The organism is Caulobacter sp. GW821-FHT12D05, from assembly GCF_058807295.1.
Map to the genome: position 1 here is coordinate 212,784 of NZ_JBXAQO010000002.1, position 24,398 is coordinate 237,181.

At 68.8% G+C, this 24,398-nt stretch carries 24 protein-coding genes; 14 read left to right on the forward strand and 10 right to left on the reverse strand.

Going from position 1 to position 24,398, the window contains the following annotated elements; genetic code table 11:
• Positions 1 to 44: 44 nt before the first annotated feature.
• Positions 45 to 1,544, reverse strand: coding sequence for an Asp-tRNA(Asn)/Glu-tRNA(Gln) amidotransferase subunit GatB (gatB, locus tag AC1RRR_RS08375; protein WP_492812149.1), 1,500 nt, complete (start codon positions 1,542 to 1,544; stop codon positions 45 to 47).
• A 239-nt stretch (positions 1,545 to 1,783) separates the two neighbouring features.
• Here gatB and AC1RRR_RS08380 point away from each other — a divergent pair, with 239 nt between their 5' ends.
• Complete coding sequence (locus AC1RRR_RS08380; RefSeq protein WP_492812151.1) at positions 1,784 to 2,380, forward strand: hypothetical protein; 597 nt, start codon at positions 1,784 to 1,786, stop codon at positions 2,378 to 2,380.
• A gap of 62 nt (positions 2,381 to 2,442) precedes the next feature.
• Here the strand turns inward: AC1RRR_RS08380 and gatA are convergent, their stop codons facing one another.
• Together gatA and gatC are read right to left on the reverse strand one after the other, a co-directional pair.
• Positions 2,443 to 3,915: an Asp-tRNA(Asn)/Glu-tRNA(Gln) amidotransferase subunit GatA gene (gatA, locus tag AC1RRR_RS08385; RefSeq protein WP_492812153.1), complete on the reverse strand. Its 1,473-nt coding sequence runs from the start codon at positions 3,913 to 3,915 to the stop codon at positions 2,443 to 2,445.
• Positions 3,915 to 4,202 carry an Asp-tRNA(Asn)/Glu-tRNA(Gln) amidotransferase subunit GatC gene (gatC, locus tag AC1RRR_RS08390; RefSeq protein WP_492812155.1) on the reverse strand — a complete coding sequence of 96 codons (288 nt, stop codon included), beginning with the start codon at positions 4,200 to 4,202 and terminating at the stop codon, positions 3,915 to 3,917. Before gatC ends, gatA begins: the two co-directional genes overlap by 1 nt.
• An 83-nt stretch (positions 4,203 to 4,285) precedes the next feature.
• On the opposite strand from gatC, the gene ruvX reads away from it, so the two are divergent.
• From ruvX to AC1RRR_RS08420, 6 genes are all read left to right on the forward strand, one after another.
• Positions 4,286 to 4,756, forward strand: coding sequence for a Holliday junction resolvase RuvX (gene ruvX / locus AC1RRR_RS08395; protein WP_492812157.1), 471 nt, complete (start codon positions 4,286 to 4,288; stop codon positions 4,754 to 4,756).
• Between the two features lie 73 nt (positions 4,757 to 4,829).
• Positions 4,830 to 5,828 carry an aspartate carbamoyltransferase catalytic subunit gene (locus AC1RRR_RS08400; protein WP_295112569.1) on the forward strand — a complete coding sequence of 333 codons (999 nt, stop codon included), beginning with the start codon at positions 4,830 to 4,832 and terminating at the stop codon, positions 5,826 to 5,828.
• Positions 5,825 to 7,126, forward strand: coding sequence for a dihydroorotase (pyrC, locus tag AC1RRR_RS08405; protein WP_492812160.1), 1,302 nt, complete (start codon positions 5,825 to 5,827; stop codon positions 7,124 to 7,126). The genes AC1RRR_RS08400 and pyrC overlap by 4 nt, the downstream gene beginning before the upstream one ends.
• Positions 7,127 to 7,231: 105 nt before the next feature.
• Positions 7,232 to 7,885: a glycerol-3-phosphate 1-O-acyltransferase PlsY gene (gene plsY, locus AC1RRR_RS08410; protein WP_492812162.1), complete on the forward strand. Its 654-nt coding sequence runs from the start codon at positions 7,232 to 7,234 to the stop codon at positions 7,883 to 7,885.
• A complete protein-coding gene (gene dprA / locus AC1RRR_RS08415) occupies positions 7,882 to 8,979 on the forward strand; it encodes a DNA-processing protein DprA (RefSeq protein WP_492812164.1) in 1,098 nt (365 codons plus the stop codon). Before plsY ends, dprA begins: the two co-directional genes overlap by 4 nt.
• Before the next feature lie 27 nt (positions 8,980 to 9,006).
• Positions 9,007 to 10,194: a methyltransferase domain-containing protein gene (locus AC1RRR_RS08420; protein ID WP_492812166.1), complete on the forward strand. Its 1,188-nt coding sequence runs from the start codon at positions 9,007 to 9,009 to the stop codon at positions 10,192 to 10,194.
• Here AC1RRR_RS08420 and AC1RRR_RS08425 read toward each other — a convergent pair.
• Positions 10,191 to 10,985, reverse strand: coding sequence for a hypothetical protein (locus AC1RRR_RS08425; protein ID WP_492812168.1), 795 nt, complete (start codon positions 10,983 to 10,985; stop codon positions 10,191 to 10,193). The genes AC1RRR_RS08420 and AC1RRR_RS08425 overlap by 4 nt on opposite strands.
• A gap of 102 nt (positions 10,986 to 11,087) precedes the next feature.
• Positions 11,088 to 11,258, reverse strand: coding sequence for a hypothetical protein (locus AC1RRR_RS08430; protein ID WP_492813523.1), 171 nt, complete (start codon positions 11,256 to 11,258; stop codon positions 11,088 to 11,090).
• 164 nt (positions 11,259 to 11,422) lie between these two features.
• Between AC1RRR_RS08430 and topA the strand changes: the two genes are divergently transcribed.
• The 3 genes from topA to rnr are packed head-to-tail and all read left to right on the forward strand — an operon-like array spanning position 11,423 to position 16,873.
• Entirely contained in the window at positions 11,423 to 14,119 is a 2,697-nt protein-coding gene (gene topA, locus AC1RRR_RS08435; RefSeq protein WP_492812170.1) for a type I DNA topoisomerase, read from the forward strand.
• Between the two features lie 38 nt (positions 14,120 to 14,157).
• Positions 14,158 to 14,532: a hypothetical protein gene (locus AC1RRR_RS08440; RefSeq protein ID WP_492812172.1), complete on the forward strand. Its 375-nt coding sequence runs from the start codon at positions 14,158 to 14,160 to the stop codon at positions 14,530 to 14,532.
• A gap of 58 nt (positions 14,533 to 14,590) precedes the next feature.
• Positions 14,591 to 16,873, forward strand: a complete 2,283-nt coding sequence (rnr, locus tag AC1RRR_RS08445; protein ID WP_492812174.1) for a ribonuclease R — start codon at positions 14,591 to 14,593, stop codon at positions 16,871 to 16,873.
• Positions 16,874 to 16,998: 125 nt separating this feature from the next.
• Here the strand turns inward: rnr and AC1RRR_RS08450 are convergent, their stop codons facing one another.
• Complete coding sequence (locus tag AC1RRR_RS08450; protein ID WP_492812176.1) at positions 16,999 to 17,982, reverse strand: SGNH/GDSL hydrolase family protein; 984 nt, start codon at positions 17,980 to 17,982, stop codon at positions 16,999 to 17,001.
• Positions 17,983 to 18,035: 53 nt separating this feature from the next.
• Between AC1RRR_RS08450 and AC1RRR_RS08455 the strand changes: the two genes are divergently transcribed.
• Positions 18,036 to 19,178, forward strand: coding sequence for a pyridoxal phosphate-dependent aminotransferase (locus tag AC1RRR_RS08455; RefSeq protein ID WP_492812178.1), 1,143 nt, complete (start codon positions 18,036 to 18,038; stop codon positions 19,176 to 19,178).
• 33 nt (positions 19,179 to 19,211) lie between these two features.
• On the opposite strand, the gene AC1RRR_RS08460 is transcribed toward AC1RRR_RS08455, so the two are convergent.
• Positions 19,212 to 20,510 carry an amidohydrolase gene (locus AC1RRR_RS08460; protein WP_492812180.1) on the reverse strand — a complete coding sequence of 433 codons (1,299 nt, stop codon included), beginning with the start codon at positions 20,508 to 20,510 and terminating at the stop codon, positions 19,212 to 19,214.
• 76 nt (positions 20,511 to 20,586) lie between these two features.
• Between AC1RRR_RS08460 and AC1RRR_RS08465 the strand changes: the two genes are divergently transcribed.
• The 3 genes from AC1RRR_RS08465 to rpmG all read left to right on the forward strand — a co-directional run bounded on the left by AC1RRR_RS08465 (position 20,587) and on the right by rpmG (position 22,076).
• Positions 20,587 to 21,315, forward strand: a complete 729-nt coding sequence (locus tag AC1RRR_RS08465; protein ID WP_492812182.1) for an NUDIX hydrolase — start codon at positions 20,587 to 20,589, stop codon at positions 21,313 to 21,315.
• Positions 21,316 to 21,362: 47 nt separating this feature from the next.
• Positions 21,363 to 21,827, forward strand: a complete 465-nt coding sequence (locus AC1RRR_RS08470) for a DUF6265 family protein (protein ID WP_492812184.1) — start codon at positions 21,363 to 21,365, stop codon at positions 21,825 to 21,827.
• 81 nt (positions 21,828 to 21,908) lie between these two features.
• Positions 21,909 to 22,076, forward strand: a complete 168-nt coding sequence (rpmG, locus tag AC1RRR_RS08475) for a 50S ribosomal protein L33 (protein ID WP_010920317.1) — start codon at positions 21,909 to 21,911, stop codon at positions 22,074 to 22,076.
• 71 nt (positions 22,077 to 22,147) lie between these two features.
• Here the strand turns inward: rpmG and AC1RRR_RS08480 are convergent, their stop codons facing one another.
• The 3 genes from AC1RRR_RS08480 to AC1RRR_RS08490 all read right to left on the reverse strand — a co-directional run bounded on the left by AC1RRR_RS08480 (position 22,148) and on the right by AC1RRR_RS08490 (position 24,325).
• Positions 22,148 to 22,390: a hypothetical protein gene (locus tag AC1RRR_RS08480; protein ID WP_492812187.1), complete on the reverse strand. Its 243-nt coding sequence runs from the start codon at positions 22,388 to 22,390 to the stop codon at positions 22,148 to 22,150.
• Positions 22,391 to 22,503: 113 nt separating this feature from the next.
• Positions 22,504 to 23,310: an NTP transferase domain-containing protein gene (locus tag AC1RRR_RS08485; RefSeq protein ID WP_492812189.1), complete on the reverse strand. Its 807-nt coding sequence runs from the start codon at positions 23,308 to 23,310 to the stop codon at positions 22,504 to 22,506.
• A complete protein-coding gene (locus tag AC1RRR_RS08490) occupies positions 23,297 to 24,325 on the reverse strand; it encodes a D-alanine--D-alanine ligase family protein (protein WP_492812191.1) in 1,029 nt (342 codons plus the stop codon). Before AC1RRR_RS08490 ends, AC1RRR_RS08485 begins: the two co-directional genes overlap by 14 nt.
• Between the last annotated feature and the right edge of the window lie 73 nt (positions 24,326 to 24,398).

Sequence of the window (24,398 nt, forward strand, 5' to 3'; positions counted from 1 at the left end):
GGTTTCCACCGCGGGCCCTCGTCATTTCTGGATAGTCGTAACGCCTATTCGGCGATGCCCAGCTTCTTGCGGAGAAGCTCGTTGACCGTGCCGGGGTTGGCCTTGCCGCCCGTGGCCTTCATGACCTGCCCGACGAACCAACCCAGGGCCTGCGGCTTGTCCTTCACGGCCTCGGCCTTGTCGGGATTGCCGGCGATCAGGTCGTCGATGGCCTTCTCGATGGCGCCCGTGTCGTTGATCTGCACCAGGCCGCGCTTCTCGACGATCTCCGAGGGACGACCTTCGCCGGCCCACATGTGCTCGAAGACCTCCTTGGCGATCTTCGACGAGATGGTGCCGTTCTCGATCAGCTCGACCAGCTGGGCGATGTCCGACGACGGCAGCGGCGAGTTGGCGATCTCGTGGCCGCCCGACGACAGCTTCGACAGCAACTCGTTGGTCACCCAGTTCGACACCAGCTTGGCGTCGCGGCCCTTGGCGGCCGCTTCGAAGTAGTCGGCGCGGTCGCTCTCGATGATCAGCACGCCGGCGTCATAGGCCGACAGGCCGTACTGGCTCTGCAGGCGCGCCTTCTTGGCGTCCGGCAGTTCCGGCAGGGTCGTCTCGAGTTCCTTCACCCACGCCGGGTCCAGGACCAGCGGCAGCAGGTCGGGATCGGGGAAGTAGCGGTAGTCGTGCGCCTCTTCCTTCGAACGCATCGAGCGGGTCTCGAGCTTGGTCGGGTCGAACAGGCGGGTCTCCTGGTCGATCTTGCCGCCGTCTTCCAGGATCTCGATCTGGCGACGGGCCTCGTATTCGATGGCCTGCTGGATGTAGCGGTACGAGTTGACGTTCTTGATTTCGCAGCGCGTGCCCAGGTGCTTGAAGTCGCCGGTCTCGCGGAACTTCTCGTAGGCGCCCGGACGGCAGACCGAGACGTTGACGTCGGCGCGCAGGTTGCCCTTCTCCATGTCACCGTCGCAGGTGCCCAGGTAGACGAGGATCGTGCGCAGCTTCTTCACATAGGCCGCGGCCTCTTCCGAGGTGCGCATGTCGGGTTTGGAGACGATCTCCATCAGCGCCGTGCCCGCGCGGTTCAGGTCGACATAGGTCGCGTTCGGATCCTGGTCATGCAGCGACTTGCCCGCGTCCTGTTCCAGGTGCAGGCGCTCGATACGCACGTCGAAGGTCGTGCCGTCGTCGCGTTCGACGGTGACAACGCCTTCGCCGACGATCGGCTGGTCGAACTGGCTGATCTGATAGCCCTGCGGCAGATCGGGATAGAAGTAGTTCTTGCGGTCGAAGCGGCTCTTCAGATTGATCTGCGCCTTCAGGCCCAGGCCCGTCTTCACCGCCTGCTCGACGCAGAACTTGTTCAGGACCGGCAGCATGCCCGGCATGGCCGCGTCCACGAGGCTGACCTGCTCGTTCGGACCCGCGCCGAAACCGACGGCGGCGCCCGAGAAGAGCTTGGACTTGCTGGCGACCTGAGCGTGCACCTCGAGACCGAGGACCATTTCCCAGGGGCCGGTGCGGCCTTGGATCACTTTGGAATCTTGCGTCATGGCCGTCTCTCTACATCAAGCGGGCCGGGCCGGAAAAGCTCTGGGACGTCATCCGAAGCATCTTCTCCGCTCCAAGGCCCACAAGGCTTTGCGCTAGCTCAGGGTAAGCGAAACCGTTCGATTTGCGACTTCTTTGAATAAGGCCGGATTGAGTCAAATCCGGCGCCATTGCGAGGCAAGGGAACCGCTGAGTTATCGCACCGTTCATTTTCTCGAACAGCTCACTCACGGAGGTAGAAATGCCCACCGCTCGCACCATTCGCCCGACTCTTAATTTCGACGCCCCGGAACCGGTCGTCGCGACCGATCCGAATGCTTCGGCTCTGTTTCCCGCGCAGCCGATCTATGCTCGCACGCCCAAGAAGAAGGCGAGCAGCAACCTGCCGCTTCTGGTCGGCGCGCCGATCGTCGCCGTCGTCGCCGGCGGCATGATCTGGGCCATGACGGCCAATCGCACCGAGGCTCCGACCGATCCGGCCTCGCTGAAAACCGCCGCCGCCGAAAGCCCGCCCCCGGCTAGCGCCACGCCGGTCCCGGCCAGCGCCGCCGCGACCCCGGCCCCGATCCCGCAGCCGACCGAACTGGCGGCGGCCACGCCGGCCCCGGCTCCGGTCGCCCGCTCGACCCCGGCCCGCTCGTCGGCTCCGGCCCGTCCGGCCGCTCGCCGCGCGGCTCCGGTCGAGAGCGCCCCGGCCGCCGAAAGCGCCTCGGCCAATGTCAGCGCCACCGTCCCGGCCGCCCCGCCGGCCGTGAGCGCCCCGATCGCCGAGCCGGCGCCGCTGGTCATCCCGGCCCCGGCCGCTCCGGCGCCGGCTGAACCCGCCGCGCCGATGTAAATCAGGGTCCCACACCCCGATAACGAAGAAGGGCGGCTCCGCGAGGAGCCGCCCTTTTCAATTCACCACCACTTCTGGGCCTTGGCCGTGAAGCCCGCGGCCTTCTCGACCGCCCCGGCGACCGAGAACACCGTAGCCTCGTCCAGAGGCTTGCCGATGATCTGCAGACCCAGCGGCAGGCCGTTGGCATCCAGACCGGCCGGCAGCGACAGACCCGGCAGGCCCGCCAGGTTCGTCGTCACCGTGAAGACGTCGTTCAGGTACATGGCGATGGGATCGTTGCTGTTCTCGCCCAGGCCGAACGCCGCCGAGGGCGCGGTCGGGGTGAGGATCGCGTCGCACTTCTGCCAAGCGTTGTCGAAGTCCTCGGCGATGCGGCGACGCACCTTCAGGGCCTTCAGATAGTAGGCGTCGTAGTAGCCGGCGCTCAGGACATAGGTGCCGATCAGGATGCGGCGCTTGACCTCGTCGCCGAAGCCCGACGCGCGGGTGTGCTCGTAGATCTCGGTCAGGTTGGCGCCGTCTTCGCGCAGGCCGTAACGCATGCCGTCATAGCGGGCCAGGTTCGAGGACGCCTCGGCCGGGGCCACGATGTAGTAGGCCGGCAGGGCGTACTTGGTGTGCGGCAGGCTGATGTCGACGATCTCGCAGCCGGCTTCCTTCAGCCAGGCGATGCCGTCGGCCCAGAGCTTCTCGATCTCGGCCGGCATGTTGTCGACGCGGTATTCCTTGGGGATACCGATCTTCAGGCCCTTCACCGACTTGCCCACGAACTGGGTGAAGTCCGGAACGGCGATGTCCAGGCTGGTCGAGTCCTTGGGGTCATGACCCGCCATCGAGGTCAGCAGCAGGGCCGCGTCCTCGACGGTCTTGGCGATCGGGCCAGCCTGGTCCAGCGAGCTGGCGAAGGCGACGACGCCCCAGCGCGAGCAGCGGCCATAGGTCGGCTTGATGCCGACGGTGCCGGTGAACGCGGCCGGCTGACGGATCGAGCCGCCGGTGTCGGTGGCCGTGGCGCCCAGGCACAGGTCGGCGGCGACGGCCGCGGCCGAACCACCGGACGAACCGCCGGGCGTCAGCGCCTTGTTGCTGTTGCTGGCGCGCCAGGGGTTGGTGACCGGGCCGAAGTAGCTGGTCTCGTTCGACGAGCCCATGGCGAACTGGTCAAGGTTCAGCTTGCCCAGCATCACCGCGCCGTCGCGCCACAGCTGGCTGGTCACGGTCGACTCGTAGGTCGGCACGAAGTTTTCCAGGATCTTCGAGCAGGCCGTGGTCCGCACGCCGTCGGTGCAGAACAGGTCCTTCACGCCCAGCGGCGCGCCTTCCAGCGGGCCGGCTTCGCCCAGCGCCCGGCGGGCGTCGGACTTGGCGGCCATGTCCAGCGCCTTGTCCGGGGTTTCCAGGATGTAGGCGTTCAGGCCGCGCGCGGCTTCGATCGCCTCGATGTGGGCCTGGGTGAGTTCGACCGAGGAGAACTCGCGCTTGGCCAGGCCGTCGACGGCGGCCTTCAGGGTCAGCTTCGTCAGCGAACTCATTATTCCACGACCTTCGGCACGACGAAGAAGTTGTTGATCGACTTGGGGGCGTTGCTGGTCACGCGGGCTGGATCGCCGCCCATGGTGACGACGTCCTCGCGCAGCGGCAGGCCGGCGGCCACGACGCTGGTCAGCGGCTCGCAGCCGTCGGTGTCGACCTCGGCCAGCTGCTCGATCCAGGTCATGATGCCGTTGAGCTCATTGGCCAGGGCCTCGATGCGCTCTTCGGGTTCGGCGATGCGGGCGAGCCGGGCGACCTTCCGCACCGTGGCGGCGTCAATGGCCATGGGGATCTCCTGAAATTCGAGAGCGTGGGTTAGCGGTCCCCGCGCGAGGTTTCAAGCACGCCGGCTACTGTATAAGGAGAGACATGCCCGTTCTCGACATCGCGGACTTCGCCGCCGCCCTCCCCGAATATGCGCCGATCGTGGGTCTGGACCCCGGCGAGAAGACCATCGGGGTCGCCGTCTCCGACGTCACCCGCACCGTCGCCAGCCCCCTGGCCCTGATCGAAAAGACCAAGTTCACCCAAGACGCCGAGGCCCTGTTCAAGCTGATGGACAGCCGCGGCGCGGTCGGCATCGTCGTCGGCCTGCCGATGAACATGGACGGCACCGAGGGTGTCCGTTGCCAGTCCAACCGCGCCCTGGCCCGCAACCTGCTGCGCATCAAGCCCGACCTCCCCATCACCTTCTGGGACGAGCGCCTATCGACGGCGGCGGTGACGCGAGTGCTGATCGACGAGCATGACATCTCTCGCAAGCGCCGTGACGAGGTCGTGGACAAGATGGCCGCCGGCTGGATCCTGCAGGGCGCGCTGGAGCGACTGCGGTCGCTCTGAGCATCCCGGTAGCTGTGGAGCGAACGGCGCCACAGCTTCCCTTCCCCGCCAAAGCCGCCTATGACGCGGGCTCATGACGGCTTCAGCCCATGACCCCGCCCGCGCGGCCATCGATACGATCCGCGCCCGCGTCTTCGAATTCCCCAAACGCCACTTCCTGTCCGCCGGCGACCTGAACGCGCTTCAGGCCACCGACCTGCTGGACCTGGCCGACGCCTTCGTCGCCTTCAACCGGCAGACGTCCAAGAGCCTGGACCTGCTGCACGGCCGGACGCTGATGAACCTGTTCTTCGAGAACAGCACCCGCACCCAGAGCTCGTTCGAGCTGGCCGGCAAGCGGCTGGGCGCCGACGTCGTCAACATGAACCCCAAGACCTCGTCGGTCGCCAAGGGCGAGACCCTGATCGACACCGCGGTCACGCTGAACGCCATGCGACCCGACCTGCTGGTCGTGCGCCACGCCTCGTCGGGCGCGGCCAGCCTGCTCTCGCAGAAGGTCAGCGGCCACGTGGTCAACGCCGGCGACGGCCAGCATGAGCATCCGACCCAGGCCCTGCTAGACGCCCTGTCGATCCGCCGCGCCTTCGGCCGCGTCTCGGGCCTGACCGTGGCGATCTGCGGCGACGTGCTGCACAGCCGCGTGGCGCGCTCGAACGTCGCCTTGCTGCACACCCTGGGCGCCAGCGTGCGCCTGGTCGGTCCGCCCACCCTGATGCCGGCCCAGGCCGAGCGCTGGGGCGTCACCGTCCATCACGACATGAAGTCGGGCCTGGCCGGCGCCGACGTCGTCATGATGCTGCGCCTGCAGCTGGAGCGGATGCAGGGCGCTTTCGTGCCCTCGACCCGTGAATATTTCCGCTTCTATGGCCTGGACCGCGAAAAGCTGGCCCGCGCCGCGCCGGGGGCCAAGGTCATGCACCCGGGGCCCATGAACCGGGGCGTCGAGATCGACAGCGACGTCGCCGACGATCCGGCCGTCAGCCTGATCCAGGACCAGGTCGAGATGGGCGTCGCCGCCCGCATGGCCGTGCTGACCAGCCTCGCCGCCCGTATCGAAAAGGTCGGCCAATGACCGCCCCGCAACCTCTCGCCCTCGTCAACGCCCGCCTGGTCGATCCGGAAAGCGGCTATGACGGCCCCGGCGGCGTCATCGTCTCGGAAGGCGTCATCGCCGACGTCGCCAAGGGCCGCGAGTTCGGCAAGCTGTCCAAGGCTGTCCGTGTCGTCGACTGCGGCGGCGCCCTGCTCGCCCCCGGCCTGATCGACCTGCGCGTCCGCACTGGCGAGCCCGGCGCCGAGACCAAGGAAACCCTGGCCTCGGCGGCCAAGGCCGCGGCGGCCGGCGGGGTGACCTCGATGGTCGTCCAGCCCGACACGGCGCCCGCCATCGACGATCCCAGCGTCGTCGACTTCATCCTGCGCCGGGCCCGCGACATCGACAGCGCCCGCATTCTCGTCGCCGGCGCGGCGACCAAGGGCTTGGCCGGCGAGCAAATGGCCGAGATCGGCCTGATGCGCGAGGCCGGCTGCGTCTATGTCACCGACGCGGGCAAGCCGATCGTCGACAGCAAGGTCATGCAGCGCGTCCTGATGTACGCGAAGGGCTTCGACGCCCTGCTGGCCCACCGTCCGATGGATCCTTGGCTGGCCAAGGGCGGCGCGGCCACCGGCGGCGAGTTCGCCGGCCGCATGGGCCTGCCCTCGATCTCGCCGATGGCCGAGCGGATCATGCTCGAGCGCGACGTCGCCTTGCTGGAAGCCACCGGCGGCAAGCTGCTGGTCGACCAGATCACCTCGGCCCAGGCGCTGGAAACCCTGGACCGCGCCAAGAAAAAAGGCCTGCGGATCAGCGCCTCGGTGTCGATCAACCACCTGTCCTTCAACGAGTTGGACATCGGCGACTACCGCACCTTCGCCAAGCTGAACCCGCCCCTGCGCGGCGAGGACGACCGCCAGGCGCTGATCGAGGCGCTGGCCTCGGGCCTGATCGACATCGTCGTCTCGGCCCACAACCCGGCCCCGGCCGAGGACAAGCGCCTGCCGTTCGATGAGGCCGCCCCCGGCGCCGTGGGTCTGGAAACCCTGCTGCCGGCGATGCTGAGCCTCTATCACGACGAACGCATCGCCCTGGTCGACCTGATCCGCGCCGTCACCCTGGCGCCGGCCGAACTGCTGGGCCTGCGCGGCGGCCGCATCGCCCCGGGGGCTCCGGCGGACCTGGTGCTGTGCGACATCGACGCGCCGATCATCATCGACGCCGCCCGCCTGCTGTCGAAATCCAAGAACTCGCCGTTCGACGGGCGCAGGCTGCAGGGCCAGGTGCTGATGACGGTGGTCGACGGCCGCGTGGTGCATCGGGCGGAGGGGTAAGCCCCTCCGCTTTTGCCCTGCCCCCGAGTCTGCACTACACCTAACGCCACAACTCTCGCTTGCGCAGCGGTTGAATTCGCGCGCAACTCGCCTTAGGGTCGAAACGTGCAAGATCTCGTCGCCGCCACCTATCTGACGCTCGCCATCACCATCGTCGGCGGCTACCTGCTCGGGTCGATCCCGTTCGGGCTGATCGCCACGCGGCTGGGCGGGGCTGGCGACATCCGGCAGATCGGCTCGGGCAATATCGGCGCGACCAACGTGCTGCGCTCGGGCCGCAAGGACCTGGCGGCCATCACCCTGCTGGGTGACGCGGGCAAGGGCGTGGTCGCGGTGCTGCTGGCCCGTTATCTGACCCACGGCAATCCAGCGGTGATCGCCCTGGCCGGCGGCGCGGCGTTCCTGGGCCACCTGTTCCCCGTCTGGCTGAAGTTCAAGGGCGGCAAGGGCGTGGCCACCTTCTACGGCGTGCTGCTCAGCGCCTGCTGGCCGGTGGGCGTCGCCGCCGGCGCGACCTGGCTGGCCATGGCCTTCCTGTTCCGCATCAGCTCGCTGGCGGCCCTGACCGCCGCCGTGCTGGCCGCGCCGTTCGCCCTGGCCTTCGACCAGCCCTATCCGATGGTGGGCCTGGGCCTGTTCATGGCCGTGCTGATCTTCATCCGCCACCACGAGAACATCGCCCGCCTGCTCAAGGGCCAGGAGCCCAAGATCGGCAAGAAGAAGGACGCGGCGCCCCCGCCCGTCGCCGACGCGCCGTGACGGTCGGCCGGCTCTCGGACATCCAGCGCTTCGCCTGGCTGCGCCTGGCGCGCACCGAGACCGTCGGCCCCGTCGCCTTCGACCACCTGATCGCCCGCTACGGCACGCCCGAGCGGGCCCTCTCCGCCCTTCCCGATCTCTCCAGACGCGGCGGCCGCGCCGTGCCGCTGTCCCTGCCGCCGCGCGAAGCAATCGAGCAGGAGCTGGCGGCCGGCGCCAAACTCGGCGCCCGCCTGATCTGCGGCTGTGAGCCCGACTTCCCGCCGCGCCTGGCCGCCCTGGACCCGCCGCCGCCCGTCCTGTGGGCGCTAGGCCGAGCGGAGATGCTCTCCGAACCCAGCCTGGCCATCGTCGGCGCCCGCATCGCCTCGGCCGCCGGCCAGCGCTTCGCCCGCCAGCTGGCGACAGACCTGGGGACCGCCGGCTATGTCGTCGTCTCCGGCATGGCGCGCGGCATCGACGGCGCGGCGCATGAGGGCTCCCTGACCACCGGCACGATCGCCGTGCTGGGCGGCGGGGTCGGCGACGTCTATCCGCCCGAGCACGACAAACTGCACGCGCGCCTGGCCGCCGAGGGCTGCGTCGTCTCCGAGAGCGCCCCCGACCGCCGCGCCCAGGCCAAGGACTTCCCGCGCCGTAACCGCATCATCTCGGGCCTGTCGTGCGGCGTCATCGTGGTCGAGGCCGAGCTGAAGTCCGGCTCGCTGATCACCGCCCGCCTGGCCGCCGAGCAGGGCCGCGACGTCTTCGCCGTGCCAGGATCCCCTCTGGATCCACGCTCTAAAGGCACGAACGATCTGATCCGCCAGGGCGCGATCCTGTGCGAGGGCGCCGAGGACGTGCTGCGCTCGCTGTCGGGCCAGATCCATCTGCGCGAGCGCGAGCGCGGCTACGAGTCCCAGCCGGACACCGACATCGACCACGACGCCCTGCGCGAGCGGGTCGCCGCCCTGCTCTCGCCCACGCCCGTGTCGCGCAACGACCTGGTGCGCGCCGCCGGCGCCCCGGTCTCGGCCGTGATGGCGGCGCTGGTCGAGCTCAGCCTGGCCGGCCGCGCGGAACTGCTGGACGGCGGCATGGCGGCTGGCGTTTAACCTCCTTCCGAGTCGGAGGGAGCGTCCATGGAAGCCCAGGCCATCGAAGACATGTTCGGCGTCGCCGTCGCCGCCAGCGCCGAGGGTCGGTTGGACGACGCCGAGGCCGCCTTCCGCGCCGTGCTGGTCATGAGCCCCGGCCACGACGAGGCCCTGTTCGGCCTGGGCCTGGCCTTGATGCAGACGAGACGCTTTGCAGAAGCTGTCGAGCCGCTGGCTCGGGCGGCTGACGCCTCAGACGATCCGATCCGCCGCCAATGCCTGGCCCAGGCCCAGTTCCTGACCGGAGACTTCGCCGGCGCCGCCGCCACCTTCGCCGCCGCCGAAGCGGTCGAGCCCGTGCCGGAAGGCGCCCGCCTGACCTGGGCCCGCGCCGCCGCCTATGCCGCCCTCGACGGCGCCTCGGCGCAGGAGGCCCTCGACCTCTACGCCCGCATCGCCGGCCCCGACGCCGAGGATCCGGAGACCGTGGCCCGCGAGAGCTTCGGCATCCTGGTGGCCTTCCAGCGTCTGGACGCCGCCCGCGCCCTGGGCGCCTGGCTGGAGGCGCGCAACCCCACCGACACGATCCGGGCGCATGAGCTGCGGGTGCTGGTCGAGCCCGGCATCGACAAGGCCCCGGCGTCCTACGTCGAGGCGCTGTTTGACAGCTTCGCCGAGCGCTTCGACCACCAGCTGGTCGACATGCTGGGCTACGAGGCCCCCGCCCTGCTGGCCGACATGGTCGCCAGCCATCGCCAACAGTTCGACCGCATCCTCGATCTGGGCTGCGGCACGGGCCTGGCCGGGCCGCACCTCAAGCGGTTCGGCGGCCGGCTGACCGGCGTCGACCTGTCCTCGGGCATGCTGGCCAAGGCCGCCGAGCGCGGCGGCTACTACGCCCTGGTCCAGGACGAGGCCGTGGCCTTCCTGGAGAGCAACCCCGGCGGCTTCGACCTGATCTTTTCCGCCGACGTGCTGATCTATTTCGGCGACCTGGCGCCTTTGTTCGCCGCCGCGGCGGCGGCGCTGCCGCCCGGGGGTCTGATGGCGGTCAGCACGGAGCTTGGCCAAGATGGCTGGACCCTGCTGCCCTCCGCCCGCTACGCCCACGGCGACGCCTATGTCCAGGCCAGCGCCTCCGGCTTCAAGGTCCTTGAGCGCCAGGAGATCCCGCTACGCCGGGAGGGCGCGGACGTCACCGCCGGCTGCCTGTACCTGCTCGAGCGGATCTAGCCCCCGCGCCGCGCGCCCTTGGCGAACAGCAGGTCCGACCACTTCCAGTGACCGCCGCCCAGCACGAAGCGGGCGCCGCCGGGACCGTCGTTCAGCGAGATCAGCACCAGGCCGCGCACCGGCTCGGCCTTGCAGGCGGCCGGGGCGAAGGCGACCTCCATCATGATCATCTCGCGCAGGCCGGCCAGCCCGTCACCCTCCTCGCCCGTGACCCGCGCCCAGTCGCCGCTCCAGACCAGGGGCGCGCGGCCAGCGCCGACCGTGGCGCTGTGGGCCCGCATCAGCGAGGCGCGAGCGCGCGGGTTCTTGCGCAGGCCCTCCTGCAGCAGCCGGACCATGTCGCAGCCATCCCCGCCGCCGCCCCCGCCACTACCTGAACCGGCCCTCGCCGCGCCCTGCAGCTCGGAATCGCCCAGGCCCATGACCGGGCTGGGGGCCGGATCACGGCTGGCCACCAGGGTCGGGACGTTCTTGGGCGGCGCCTTGGTCACCCGCAGCGGCGAGCGCGGCGCGGCCTTGGGCTTGTCCTGGGGCTTTTCGGGCGACGGCGGCTTGGCCGGGGCCTTCACCGGCGACTTGGGCGCTTCATGCGGCGCGGGCGGTGGCGGAGGGGGTGGCGGCGGTGGCGGAGGCGGAGGCGGCGGATCGACCAGCGTCACCATCACCGACGGCGGCTCGGGGGCGGGCGGCGTCACATGGGCGGCCATCAGCACCGCCACGGCGGCGACGTGCGCGCCAACGCTCACGATCAAGGCCACGCCTTTCCGGCCGCGTCGTTTCCACTGCGCCATCAGTCCGCCGCGTCACAGGCCGAAGCGCCGACCCAAGCCACCACTTTGGCCACGCTCCCGCGTCAGGAACGTGGCGATTGGTCTAGCTTGAAGGGAGGGTTCTTAGACCGACAGATCCACCAGCAGCCCGGTCCCCGCGGCCGGCGCGGCGCGCACGGCTTGCTTCAGCCGATCGGCGATTTCCGCGCGTTCGGCGTTCGAGGTCACGGCCTTGATCGGTTGGATCGGCGAGACATAGGCCTCGGTGGCGATCCGGTTCACGCTCAGGTCCATCGGGATCCGGTCATAAAACGACGTCCCGATGCTCACACAACGGTCTTAACAAGCGGCTAAGCGCTGCCGTTTCTACCGGCCTGCGTTGACAGACCCCTAGCCGGGCCCCACTTTCCCGGCGCTCGCCTCCAGGGCGATCGCTTTACTTGCAGCCCAGAGTCAGAATGAACGTCGTCGTCGTCGAGAGCCCGGCCAAGGCCAAGACCATCAACAAGTACCTCGGGTCCGACTACACGGTTCTCGCCTCGTACGGCCATATCCGCGACTTGCCGTCCAAGGACGGTTCTGTCGAACCGGACAACGACTTCGCCATGAGCTGGGAAGTCGACGCCAAGGCTTCCAAGCGGGTCAGCGACATCGTCGACGCCCTGAAGAAGGCCGACCGCCTGATTCTGGCCACCGACCCGGATCGCGAAGGGGAAGCGATCAGCTGGCACGTCCTGGAAGTGCTGAACAAGAAGAAGGCGCTGAAGGACAAGGCCGTCCAGCGCGTCACCTTCAACGCCATCACCAAGACGTCCGTGCTGGAGGCTATGGCCAATCCGCGCGACGTCGACATGGAGCTGGTCGAGGCCTATCTGGCCCGCCGCGCCCTGGACTACCTGGTCGGCTTCACGCTGTCGCCGGTGCTGTGGCGCAAGCTGCCGGGCAGCCGCTCGGCCGGTCGCGTGCAATCGGTCTGCCTGCGCCTGATCGTCGACCGCGAGATCGAGATCGAGCGCTTCAAGACCCAGGAATACTGGACGGTCGACGCCGATGTCTCGGCCGGCGCCGATCCGTTCCTGGCCCGCCTGGTCAAGCACGAAGGCAAGAAGCTCACCAAGTTCGACCTGAACAACGAGACCTCGGCCCTGGCCGCCAAGGCCGCCGTGGGCGCCGCCGTGTTCAAGGTCGCCGCCGTCGAGAAGAAGCCCGGCAAGCGCTCGCCCGCCCCGCCCTTCACCACCTCGACCCTGCAGCAGGAAGCCGCCCGCAAGCTGGGCTTCAGCGCCCAGCGCACCATGCAGGCCGCCCAGAAGCTGTATGAAGGCATCGACATCGGCGGCGAGACCGTCGGTCTGATCACCTACATGCGTACGGACGGCGTGTCGGTCGAGCCGGAAGGCATCGCCGAGGCGCGCAGCGTGATCGGCAGCGTCTATGGCGCGCCGTACGTCCCCGAGACCCCGCGCTACTACAAGGCCAAGGCCAAGAACGCCCAGGAGGCCCACGAAGCCATCCGCCCGACCAGCCTGAACCGCAACCCCGGCTCGCTGCGCCTGGAGTCGGACCTGGGCCGCCTGTACGAGCTGATCTGGAAGCGCATGATCGCTTCGCAGATGGAAAGCGCCCGCATCGAGCGCACCACGGTCGACCTGGAAAGCAGCGATGGCCAGACCGGCATGCGCGCCACGGGTCAGGTCGTGCTCTTCCCCGGCTATCTGGCCGTCTATGAGGAGGGCCGCGACGACGAGGGCGACGAAGACAGCGCCCGCCTGCCGATGATCGAGGAAGGCGCCGCCGCCAAGGTCATCGAGGCCCGCGCCGACCAGCATTTCACCGAACCGCCGCCGCGCTATTCGGAAGCCAGCCTGGTCAAGAAGATGGAAGAGCTGGGGATCGGCCGTCCGTCGACCTACGCCTCGGTCCTGACCGTGCTGCGCGACCGCGAATACGTGAAGATGGACAAGCAGCGCTTCGTCCCCGAGGACAAGGGCCGCCTGGTCACCGCGTTCCTGGAGCAGTTCTTCAAGCGCTACGTCGAGTACGACTTCACCGCCGCCCTGGAAGAGCAGCTCGACCTGGTGTCGGACGGCAAGCTGGACTGGAAGCAGTTCCTTCGTGACTTCTGGAAGGACTTCCACGCCGCTGTCGGCGAGATCGCCGAGCTGCGCACGACCAACGTCCTGGACGCGCTGAACGAGGCCCTGGGTCCGCACATCTTCCCCGACAAGGGCGATGGCTCCAACCCGCGCCTGTGCCCGACCTGCGGCTCGGGCCAGCTGTCGCTGAAGACCGGCAAGTTCGGCGCCTTCATCGGCTGCTCGAACTATCCGGAGTGCCGCTACACCCGCCAGCTGGGCGTGTCGGAAGGCGACGGCGAGGCCGAGAGCGCCGACAAGGAACTGGGGGCCAACCCGGCGACCGGCCTGGCCGTGTGGCTGAAGAACGGTCGCTTTGGCCCCTATGTCGAGGAACTGGCCGCGCCGGACAGCGGCGAGAAGCCCAAACGCTCGTCCCTGCCCAAGGGCTGGATCGCCTCGGCCATGGACCTAGAGAAGGCCCTGCGCCTGCTCTCGCTGCCGCGTGAAGTCGGCAAGCACCCCGACGATGGCAAGGTCATCACGGCGGGCCTGGGGCGCTTCGGGCCGTTCGTGCTGCACGACGGCACCTACGCCAATCTGGAGAACGCCGACGAGGTGTTCGACGTTGGTCTGAACCGCGCCGTCGCCATCCTGGCCGACAAGCGGGCCGGCGGCGGACGTCCGCAGCGCGGCGCCGCGGCGGCTCTGGCCGAGCTCGGCAACCACCCCGAGGACGGTAAGCCGGTGCGCGTGCTGTCGGGCCGCTTTGGCCCATACATCAAGCACGGCGACACCAACGCCAACGTGCCCAAGGGCAAGGACCCGGCCTCCATCACCATGGACGAGGCCGTGGCCCTGATCGCCGAACGCGCCGCCAAGGGCGGCGGCAAGAAGCCGGCGAAGAAGGCGGCTGCGCCGAAGAAGGCCGCCGCTAAGGTTGAAGGTGATGCGCCGGCCAAGAAAACGGCCGCGAAGAAGCCTGCCGCCAAGAAGCCGGCTGCGAAGAAAGCCGCGCCCAAGGCTAAGGCGACCGAGACGACCGAGGACGGCGCCGCACCGTGGGACGACGAGGCCTAAACCTGTTCAGGCCCTAGGGAGGGGAGTACAGTTTCATCATGACGACGCTGGAACGTCCCCTGCCGCTGCATGTCGTGGTGTCCGCGCTGATCCTGTGCTGCGTGGGCGGCTTCGCCATGGGCCTGACCAACGCCATGAAGATCGATCGCGGCGGCCTGGAAACCTCCAAGCAGCCGCTGGCCGAGGCCTCGGGCGTGCCGGTCAAGGACGCCGCCCCCGCCCTCGCCTACGAGCCGCCGCCGGTCGAAAAGCCCAAGCCCAAGGCCGTCGAGGTCGAGACCGCCGAACAGGAAGCCCCGATCGCTTCCCCGGTCGTCGAGGCTCCGCCTTCGACACCCACGCCCGCCGCCGCCCCGGCCGCGGCGAAGCCCGCCGAAGCGCCGCCGCCTCGGTCGATCGAGGATCTGTACTAGGGTCCCTGATACTGCCCCATGTCTGGCCATGCCCCCGCAAAGCGCGGTAAGGCAGGACATGGCCAAACTTCGCCCGACTAAGACTTTCAAGCCCAAGCCGCCCGCCGGCCTGCCCGACCGCGATACGCTGATCGCGTTCCTGCGCGACGCCGGTGAGAGCGGCAAGGCCGACATCGCCCGCCACTTCGGCCTGAAGGGCGGCGACCGCCGCGCCCTGCGCGAGATGATCCGCGAGCTGGAGGCCCAGGGCGCCCTGGCCAAACGCGGGCGTAAAGGCTTCGCGGAAGCTGGCTCCCTGCCCCCCGTCGGCGTGGCCGACGTGGTCGACCGCGATGGCGACGGCGAGCTCTACGTCAAACTGACCAAGTCGGACGACGACGTCCCCAATGTCCGCCTGGCCCCGACCAAGGGCGAGGCCGCCGCCGGCGCGCCGGGCCTGGGCGACCGCCTGCTGGTCCGCTTCGAGCGCCTGGAGACCGGCGAGTTCGAGGCCAAGCTGATCAAGAAGCTGGGCCAGAGCGCTCACAAGGTGCTGGGCGTCATCCGCAAGCACCGCAAGGAAATCCGCGTCGAGCCGGTCGACCGCAAGTCCAAGGACGTGCTGGTCCTGGATCCCAGCGTCGCCCACGACTTCAAGGACGGCGATCTCGTCCTCGCCCAGGTCGGCACGCATGGCGGTCGTTATGGTCCCAAGCCCGGCAAGGTGCTGGAGGTGGTGGGCACGGAGAACGATCCCCGCGCCGCCTCGCTGATCGCCATCCACAGCCACGGCATCCCGACCGGCTTCTCCGAAGCCGCCGAGGCCGAGGCCAGGACCGCCGTCGAGCCGACGCTGACGGGTCGCGAGGACCTGCGGCATCTGCCGTTCGTGACCATCGACCCCGTGGACGCCCGCGACCACGACGACGCCGTCTTCGCCCACCTCGACGAGGACTCGACCAATGTGGGCGGCTGGGTGGTCTGGGTGGCCATCGCCGACGTCGCGGCCTATGTGCGCCCCGGCTCGGCCCTGGACCGCGACGCCCGCGAGAAGGGCAACAGCGTCTACTTCCCCGACCGGGTCGAGCCGATGCTGCCCGAGACTTTGTCGAACGGCCTGTGCTCGCTGCGTGAGAGCGAGAACCGGGCCACGCTGGCCGTGCGGATGGTGTTCGACAAGTCGGGCCGCAAGAAGGGCCACAAGTTCGTGCGCGGCCTGATGCGTTCGGCCGCCAAGCTGTCCTACGAGCAGGCCCAGTCGGCGATCGACGGCCAGCCGGACGACAAGTCCGGCCCGCTGCTGGAGCCGATCCTGCAGCCCCTGTGGGAAGCCTATCGGACGATGAAGATCGGCCGCGACGCCCGCTCGCCCCTGGCGATCGAGAGCGACGAACGCCGGATCATCATCCGCGAGGGCGAGATCCTGTCGATCACCAAGCGCGCCAGCCTGGAGGCCCACAAGCTGATCGAGGAGATGATGGTGCAGGCCAATGTCTGCGCCGCCGAGAGCCTGGAGGCCAAGCGCTCGCCCCTGATCTACCGGGTGCACGACACGCCCAGCCTCGAGAAGATGCAGAACCTCTCCGACTTCCTGCAGACGCTGGAGATCCGCTGGGACAAGGGCCAGGCCCCGCAGACCGCGCGCTTCAACAAGCTGCTGGACGAGACGCGCGAGGGCGCCAATGCGGCGATCATCAACGAGGTGGTCCTGCGCACCCAGATGCAGGCCCACTACAACAGCGAGAACATCGGCCACTTCGGCCTGAACCTGGCCAAGTACGCCCACTTCACCAGCCCGATCCGGCGTTATGCCGACCTGATCGTCCACCGGGGCCTGATCCGGGCCCTGGGCCTGGGCGACGACGGCCTCACCGATCAAGACATCGCCCAGATCAAGGACACGGCCGAGGTCATCACCCACGCCGAGCGCCGGGCCATGGCCGCCGAGCGCGACGCCACGGACCGCTACATCGCCGCCTTCCTGGCCGACCGGGTGGGCGCGACCTTCGCGGGCCGGGTTACCGGGGTCACCCGCTTTGGCCTGTTCATTAAGCTGGCCGACACCGGCGCCGACGGCCTGGTGCCGGTCTCGACCCTGGGCGAGGAGTTCTTCGTCCACGACGAGAAGCTGCACGCCCTGGTCGGCGACCGGACCGGCCAGCGCTGGACGCTGGGCATGAACGTCGAGGTCAAGCTGGTCGAGGCCACGCCCGTGACCGGCGGCCTGCTGTTCGAGATGCTGAGCGATCCGATGCCGGCCGATCCGAAGATGCCGCGTCCCAGGCTCGGGGCCAGGCGGCAGGCGGCGGTGAAACCGCGCGGCGGGCTGCCGAAGGGCGTGCGACGCGGGAAGCGGCGCTAGTTGAGATCAGATCCTCCCCCTAGTGGGGGAGGTGTCGGCTCGAAGAGACGACGGAGGGGGAAGAGGCAGGCTCAGCAGCACTTCCCCCTCCGGCCTTCGGCCGCCTCCCCCGCTAGGGGGAGGATCTACTTGGCCGCGATGGCCTCTTCCAACTTGTCCGCCATCATCTTCTGATCCGCGACCGACGGGTGCCAGTGGCAGGCGCCGCGGTCCATGTCGGTGATCCGCACGGCCTTGGCGCCGGTGCGGTCGGCGACTTCGGCGACATCTTCGGCAAAGGTGTCGCCAGCGATCAGGAACACCCGCGCGCTGGGCCGGCTGGTCTTCAGGCCCTGCACGAAGGTCACGTAGGTCTCGCGGTAGTCATGCCGCAGCGCCGCCTCGTCGACCCAGGTCTCGCCGGCGTGCAGCGGCGTTGAGAAGTCGTTGGTGCCCAGGCCGATGACGACCACGTCCGGCTTCCAGGCGTCGTTCGCCACGCGCGGCTCGGCCTGCCCCGGGATCACGCGCGGGAACAGGAACGGCAGCGGCTCGCCCGGCGCCACGCCGTTGTAGTTCCTGACCACGCCCCGGCCCGAGAAGGCCTCGATGCGGTAGTCGGCGTCCAGGCGACCGGCCAGGATCGGCCCGAAGGCCAGGCTGGTGTCGGTCAGATCGTGGACCTGTTGCTCCGTGCAATCGCGGGTGGTCGAGCGCACGCCGTAGCCGACCGTGTGGGAGTCGCCGATGAACTCGATCCGGCGCGGGCGGACGGGCGCGGGCAGCGCCCTGCCCTGCTCGACGAAGAACCCTTCGAACCGCGCCGAGCCGGTCTGGCTCTCGGTCAGCTTGTCCAGCCGCACCACGTGCGGGCCGGGACCCAGGTCGCCTAGCTTCAGACGGGTCTCGCCGGGATTGGCCAGCTCGGCCTTGCGGACGCCATCGACGCTGACGGCCAGGTGCTCGGCGCCGGGCTGAACCGCGATCTCGACCTCGGGACCAGTGAAGCGCCCCTCGAAATAGACCCCTGGCCAGCCGAAGTCGTATGCGCCCTCTGGCGCGGGCGCGACACGCCCCCCGATGTTCAGGGGCGTCTGGACCAGGGCGGCGGCGAGGAGAAGCGCGAGCATGTCCTCTTCTCAAGCGGGATGCGCGCTACGTCAAACCCCGCTATGGCACAGGCATGCGCGCAGAGATCGAACCCTTCCACGCCATCGCCATCAGCCGCCTGGCTCACCAGCTAAAGGCCGAGGGGCGCTCGATCATCCACATGGAGTTCGGTCAGCCCTCGACCGGCGCCCCCAGCAAGGCGATCGCGACGGCGCACCAGATCCTGGACGCCGAGGCCATGGGCTATTGGGAAAGCCCACTGCTGCGCGAACGCATCGCCCAGCGCTACCAGACGCTCTACGGCGTCACGGTCGAGCCCGAGCGGATCGTGCTGACCTGCGGAGCCTCGCCGGCGCTGGTCCTGGCCCTGTCCAGCGTGTTCACGCCCGGCGACCGCATCGCCCTGGCCCGCCCCGGCTATGTCGCCTATCGCAACAGCCTCAAGGCCCTGCACCTCACGCCAGTCGAGATCGCCTGCGGGCCGGAAGACCGCTTCCAGCTGACGGCCAAGCATCTGGCCGAGCTGGACCCCGCCCCGGCCGGCGTCATCGTCGCCAGCCCGGCCAACCCGACCGGCACGATCATCGCGCCCGAAGAGCTGGAAGCCATCGCCAAGGTCTGTCGCGAACGCGGCATCCGCATCATCAGCGACGAGATCTATCACGGCCTCAGCTACACCGGCCGCACGCCCTCGATGCTGGAGTTCGCGCCCGACGCCCTGATCGTCAACAGCTTCAGCAAGTACTTCAGCATGGCCGGCTGGCGGCTGGGCTGGCTGCTGGTGCCGCTGGGCGAGGACCTGGACCGAGCGCGGGCCTATGTCGGCAACCTATTCCTGACCGCGCCGTCGCTGTCGCAGCACGCGGGTCTCGCGGCCATGGACTGCATCGACGAGCTGGAAGCCCATATCGACGTCTACCGCGCCAACCGCGAGTTGATGCTGGACGCCCTGCCGGCCCTGGGTCTCCGCAAGATCGCCCCGCCGGACGGGGCCTTCTACATCTGGGCCGACATCGGCCACCTGACGGACGACTCGCTGGGGTTCTGCCAGCAGTTGCTGAAGGACACCGGCGTCGCCACCGCGCCCGGCGTCGACTTCGATCCCGTCGAGGGCAAGCACTTCATCCGCTTCAGCTTCGCGGTGTCGACGCCCGAGGTCGAGGAGGCCCTGCGCCGCATCACCCCGTGGTTCGCGGCGAGAGCGGCGGCCGAGTAGATCCTCCCCCGCTAGGGGGAGGATTTGAGCCCCCTACTTCTTCTCCAGATAATCCAGCGCCATGAAGACCTCGGCCTTCACCCCCGTCTCGAACACCGCCTCGTCCACATCGAAGAACGGCGAGTGGTTGGCCGGGGCCGTCGCCGCCGGCACGTCGGCCTTGCGGCCGCCCAACTGCACGAACACCCCCGGGACCTTCTCGGCGTACATCGAGAAATCCTCGGCCCCGGTCACCAGCGCCGCCTTGTCGTCGACCTTGCCGGCCGAGGCCTTTTCCAGGCTGGCCTTGACCCAGCCCGACAGCGCCGGGTCGTTGTAGGTCACCGGATAGGGCTGGCTGAAGACCGCCTCGGCCTTGGCGCCATAGCGGTCGCCGATGCTGGCCACCGTCTTCTGCACCTTGGCGACCAGGTCCTCGTGGCGGGCCTTGGAGAAGGTCCGCATGGTCCCCTCCATCTTCAGGTCCTCGGGGATGATGTTCTGGCGCATGCCCATGTTGATCACCGCGATGGTCACGACCGACGGCGAGGCGCCGACATCGACCTGGCGGGCGGCGATCTGGTTCATGGCCTGGATGATGTCGGCGGCCACGCTGGCCATGTCGACGCCCGCCCAGGGTCGCGCGCCATGGGTCTGCTTGCCCTTCACTGTGATCGTCAGCCGGTCGGACGAGGCGTAGAAGCCCTCGGGCCGGTAGTTCAGCTGATGGGCGTCGCCGGGACCGATGTGGACGCCGAAGATCGCGTCGACCTTGGGCTGGTCCAGCGCCCCGTCGCGGATCATCAGCTTGGCGCCGCCCTCCTCGCCGGCCTGCGGGCCTTCCTCGGCGGGCTGGAAGATCAGGACGACGGTGCCCTTGATGTCCTTCTTCATGCCGGCCAGCACCGTCGCCGTGCCCAGCAACATGGCCACGTGGGTGTCGTGGCCGCAGGCGTGCATGACGGGCACCGTGCGGCCTTCCCAGGTCGCCGTGACCTTGGAGGCGAACGGCAGGCCGGTCTTCTCCTCGACCGGCAGGGCGTCCATGTCGGCGCGCAGAGCCACGACCTTGCCGGGCTTGCCGCCCTTCAGGATACCCACGACGCCGGTCTTGCCGACGTTCTCGCGCACTTCGAAGCCCAGGGCTTTCAGCTCCTTGGCGATCAGGGCCGAGGTGCGGACCTCCTGGTTGCCCAGTTCGGGATGCTCATGGATGTCGCGCCGCCAGGCGATGACCTTGGGCTGGACGGCCTTGGCCGCCGCCTCGACCTGGGCCTTGGAAGGCGCGGCCAACGCAGGCGCGCCAACAGCCAGGCCGGCGACCAGCGCCAGCGTCGAAATCCGTCCGATCATGGTGAAGCCCCTCAAGAATACGCCCTGACGTTACGTCGGTCTTTCCAGGCCGCGCAATCGGTCTAACCTCGCCGGCATGACCCTGCCGCCGATCGACGCCAAATTCGACACGATCAACGACGGCGCCGTGCGCGAGACCGGCGCGACGATCACGCCCAAGCATGCGGCGACCGTGATCATCGTCCGCACCGACGGCCCCTCGCCGCGCCTCTTGATGGGCCGGCGCAACGGCGGCGTCGCCTTCATGCCCGACAAGTGGGTGTTCCCCGGCGGACGAGTCGACAAGACCGACTACGACGCCCCCAGCGCCAGCGAGCTGTCACCCGACGTCGCCGCGCGCCTGGGCCTCGAGCCCCGTCACCCCAAGCCTGCCCGCCTGGCCCGCGCCCTGGCCCTAGCGGCCGTGCGCGAGACGTTCGAGGAGACTGGCCTGCTGCTGGCCAAGGACGCCCCTGTACGGCCCGGCGCGGGGCCCTGGCGGCCATTCCTGGCCCAAGGCGCCCTGCCCGACCTGGCGCCGCTGTCCTTCGTCGCCCGCGCTATCACCCCGCCCTATCGCCCGCGCCGCTTCGACGCCCGCTTCTTCATGGCCCCCTCCGAGGCGCTGCTAAGCCTGGATCGCCGCCCCGACTGCGGCGAGCTGGACGAGATCGCCTGGGTCGACTTCCAGGAGGCCATGGCTCTCGACCTGCCCAACATCACCCGCTTCGTGGTGCACGAGATCGGCCAGAGGTTGGCGGACACTGGACGACCGGCTCCCTTCATGCGTTTCCTGAACGGAAAGCGGCATCTGACCCACCTCTGAGTGGGTCCCCCTTCTTTCTTAGAGGGGACTGGGGAGGAGATTCGCGAATGATCGGTACGATTCTGGCTTTGGCTCTGCAGGCAACGCCCGCACCGCCGCCATCGGACATCAACAAGCTCGCCTTTATCAGCGGCTGCTGGACCCTGACCCGGCCCAACGGCGCCAAGATCGAAGAGCAGTGGCTGGCCCCGGCCGGCGGCGCGATGATCGGCATGAGTCGCACGGTCCGCGACGGCAAGCTGCGCGAGTTCGAGTTCATGCGCATTTTGCCCGCCGCCGACGGCAAGCTGCAGTACGTGGCGATTCCCTCCGGCCAGGCCGAGGCGGCCTTCCCGGTGAAGGAGATCGCCGACAACGCCGTGACCTTCGAGAACCCGCAGCACGACTTCCCGCAGCGGATCCTGTATCGCCTGGTCGACAAGGACACCCTGGTGGCCCGGATCGAGGGCTCCGTTGGGGGTCAGGCCCGGTCGGCGGACTTTCCTTACAAGCGGTGTACCGCCGCCAATTGACTTTGAGCTGCCGATGAGTATGTTCCGCGCCTCTTATTTCCAACGCGCGGGAACCTGCGCGACCATCGCAGGGATTCGACCATGGCCAAACCGGCTTCCATCAAGATCCGCCTGAACTCGACGGCGGACACGGGCTTCTTCTACGTCACCAAGAAGAACGCCCGCACCAAGACCGAAAAGATGGTGCTGAAGAAGTACGATCCGGTCATCCGCAAGCACGTCGAATTCCGCGAAGGCAAGATCAAGTAAGATCGCTTCGCGCGCTACGACACACGAAAACGCCCGGCTAGCGATAGCCGGGCGTTTTTGATTCTGGCTGCCTACCGCCCGATCCAGAGCCAGCGGAAGAACGCGAAGCTCCCCCACAGGACGGTGACGATCAGCAGCACCGGTCCCACGCAGACGGCGGCGAACGCGCCCAGCATCGCGGCGGTCGATAGCCCGCCCGACAGATGTTCACTGGCCTGCGCGCCCAGCACGAACAGGACCACACAGGTCAAAATGCCCAGGACCAGCCATCCGGCCGGAAATGGATGCTTCTTGGCTCGAACTCTTGCTCTCATCACCACACGCCCTCCCGCATAGGATGCATACGGAGGATGTGCGACAGGAATGTTCGAGGTCCTAAAAAAGCGACCTAACTCTTGTTAACCACGCTGGACTGCCATCCAGGCAGTCAGGCGGCGTTGGTGACCGCCCGCTTGGCCAGCAGCGTCTGGGCCACGCCGAAGGTGCGTTCGTTGTCGACGTCGATGGCGTGGGCGCCGTCGGCCAGCACCACCGGCTCGACCTTGAGTCGGAAGCGGCGGCCCAGGCGCATCAGCGCCCCGCGCAGCGACAGCCGGCCCATCAGCAGCAGAGCCAGGTTGATCGGCCCTAGGGCCATGATCATCCGCATCGGCTTCTTGGCGAACTGCCCGCCGCTGCGGAAGCTCTCGGCCGCCGAGGTCGCGGCGGGGCCGGCGAAGGCGTAGAGATTGCAGTTCGAATAGGCGTCGTCCCAGAACTTGTAGAACCGGCGCTGGCCCTCGGGATGGGCTGCCAGGACGGAGGCTTGCGTCGCCATGGCCAGGGAGACGTCCGCCCCGCCCTCGAGCGCCGCCAACACCTCGGTCACCGCCCCTGGCGTCAGCAGGACGTTGTCGCCCGTGGTCACCAGGATCGGCATGTCGCCCACGCCCTCGACGGCGGCATAGACGCTGTCGGCCAGGTTGTTGGCGGCCGGGACGTAGTCGATCAGCAGCCTGCCGCCGTGCGGCAGCGCCGCGTCGATCAGGGGCGCGGTCCCGGGCTCGACCACGATGCGCAGGCGCGTCAGGCCCGGCGTCGCCGCCAAGGCGTCGACCACGTGGCGCACCAGCGGCGCGCCCTGGATCGGCACGAGGTTCTTGTTCACGACCCCGGCCGCTTCGGCCAACGGGTCCACCCTGCCCGGCCGCTGTCCAGCCAGGATCACGCCGACGAAGGGCTTAGGCAGCGACAAAGTCGAACGCCTTCTGCAGCAGGCCCTGGCGCTCCAGGCTCTCGGTCAGGATGGTCTCGATCAGCTGGGCGTGGCTCCAGCCCATCTGCTGGGCGGCCATCGAGATGGTCTTCTTGGACCACAGATTGCAGTTCAGGTTCACTTCCAGGAACTGGACCTCACCGGTGGCGAGGTCGAGGCGGAACTCGAAGCGGCCGTAGTCGAACGGCATGAACTCGCGCATCATTTCGCGGGCGCGGGTCTCGGCGGTGCGTTGCAGGACGCCGGCCTCCAGCGGCCGGATCTCGTAGGCCTGACCGCCGACCAGGTTGCGCTTCTCCTGATAGGTGCGCAGCTGGGCCGGGTTGATCTGCTCGACGATCTGGGTCGGCAGGATGAAGGGCTCGCCGTTCAGGGTGATGGCCGAGACCTCGATGTCGTGGCCCTGGACGAACGGCTCGACGATGACGTCATGGCCCTCTTCCTGGAGGGCGACCACCGCCTCGCGCACGCCGTCCCAGTCGAAGGCGTCGCCGACGCCCCAGCTGGCCGAGGAGGCGTTAGGCTTGATCACGAAGTGGTCGCCGGGCGGCAGCAGGGCCGGATCCAGCGGCGCGCCGCGGCGATAGACGGCCCACGGCGCGGTCGGCACGCCGCGCGCGACGGCGGCGCGCTTGGTCAGATGCTTGTCGTCCGACAGGCCGCGCAGGATCGGGCTGGCGCCCAGATACGGCAGGGCCAGGCGGTTGCAGAGCAGCGGCACCAGCATCTCGGAATTCAGGAAGCCGGCGCGGTTCAGCAGCGGGAACACGAAGTCGACGTTCGGGCGCTCGAACAGCACGCTGTACTCGTCGGCCACCATCAGGTTGACGCCGATGTCTTCCAGGGTCTCACGCATCTCGCAGTGATAGACCGCGTGCGTGCCGTCCTCGGGATGCAGCTCGCCCCGCCCCTTGGCGTGCTTGGCGATCAGCATGATGCGCAGGGCGCGCTTGGCCTCGAGCGGAAGGCTTCGCGGAGCAGCGTAGCGGGTCATCGGTTGCCTCCTGAGGCCCGGCGACCGACGGGCCCCTTACCCACGGCCGCCTGGATGACGAGGTTCCGAGCCT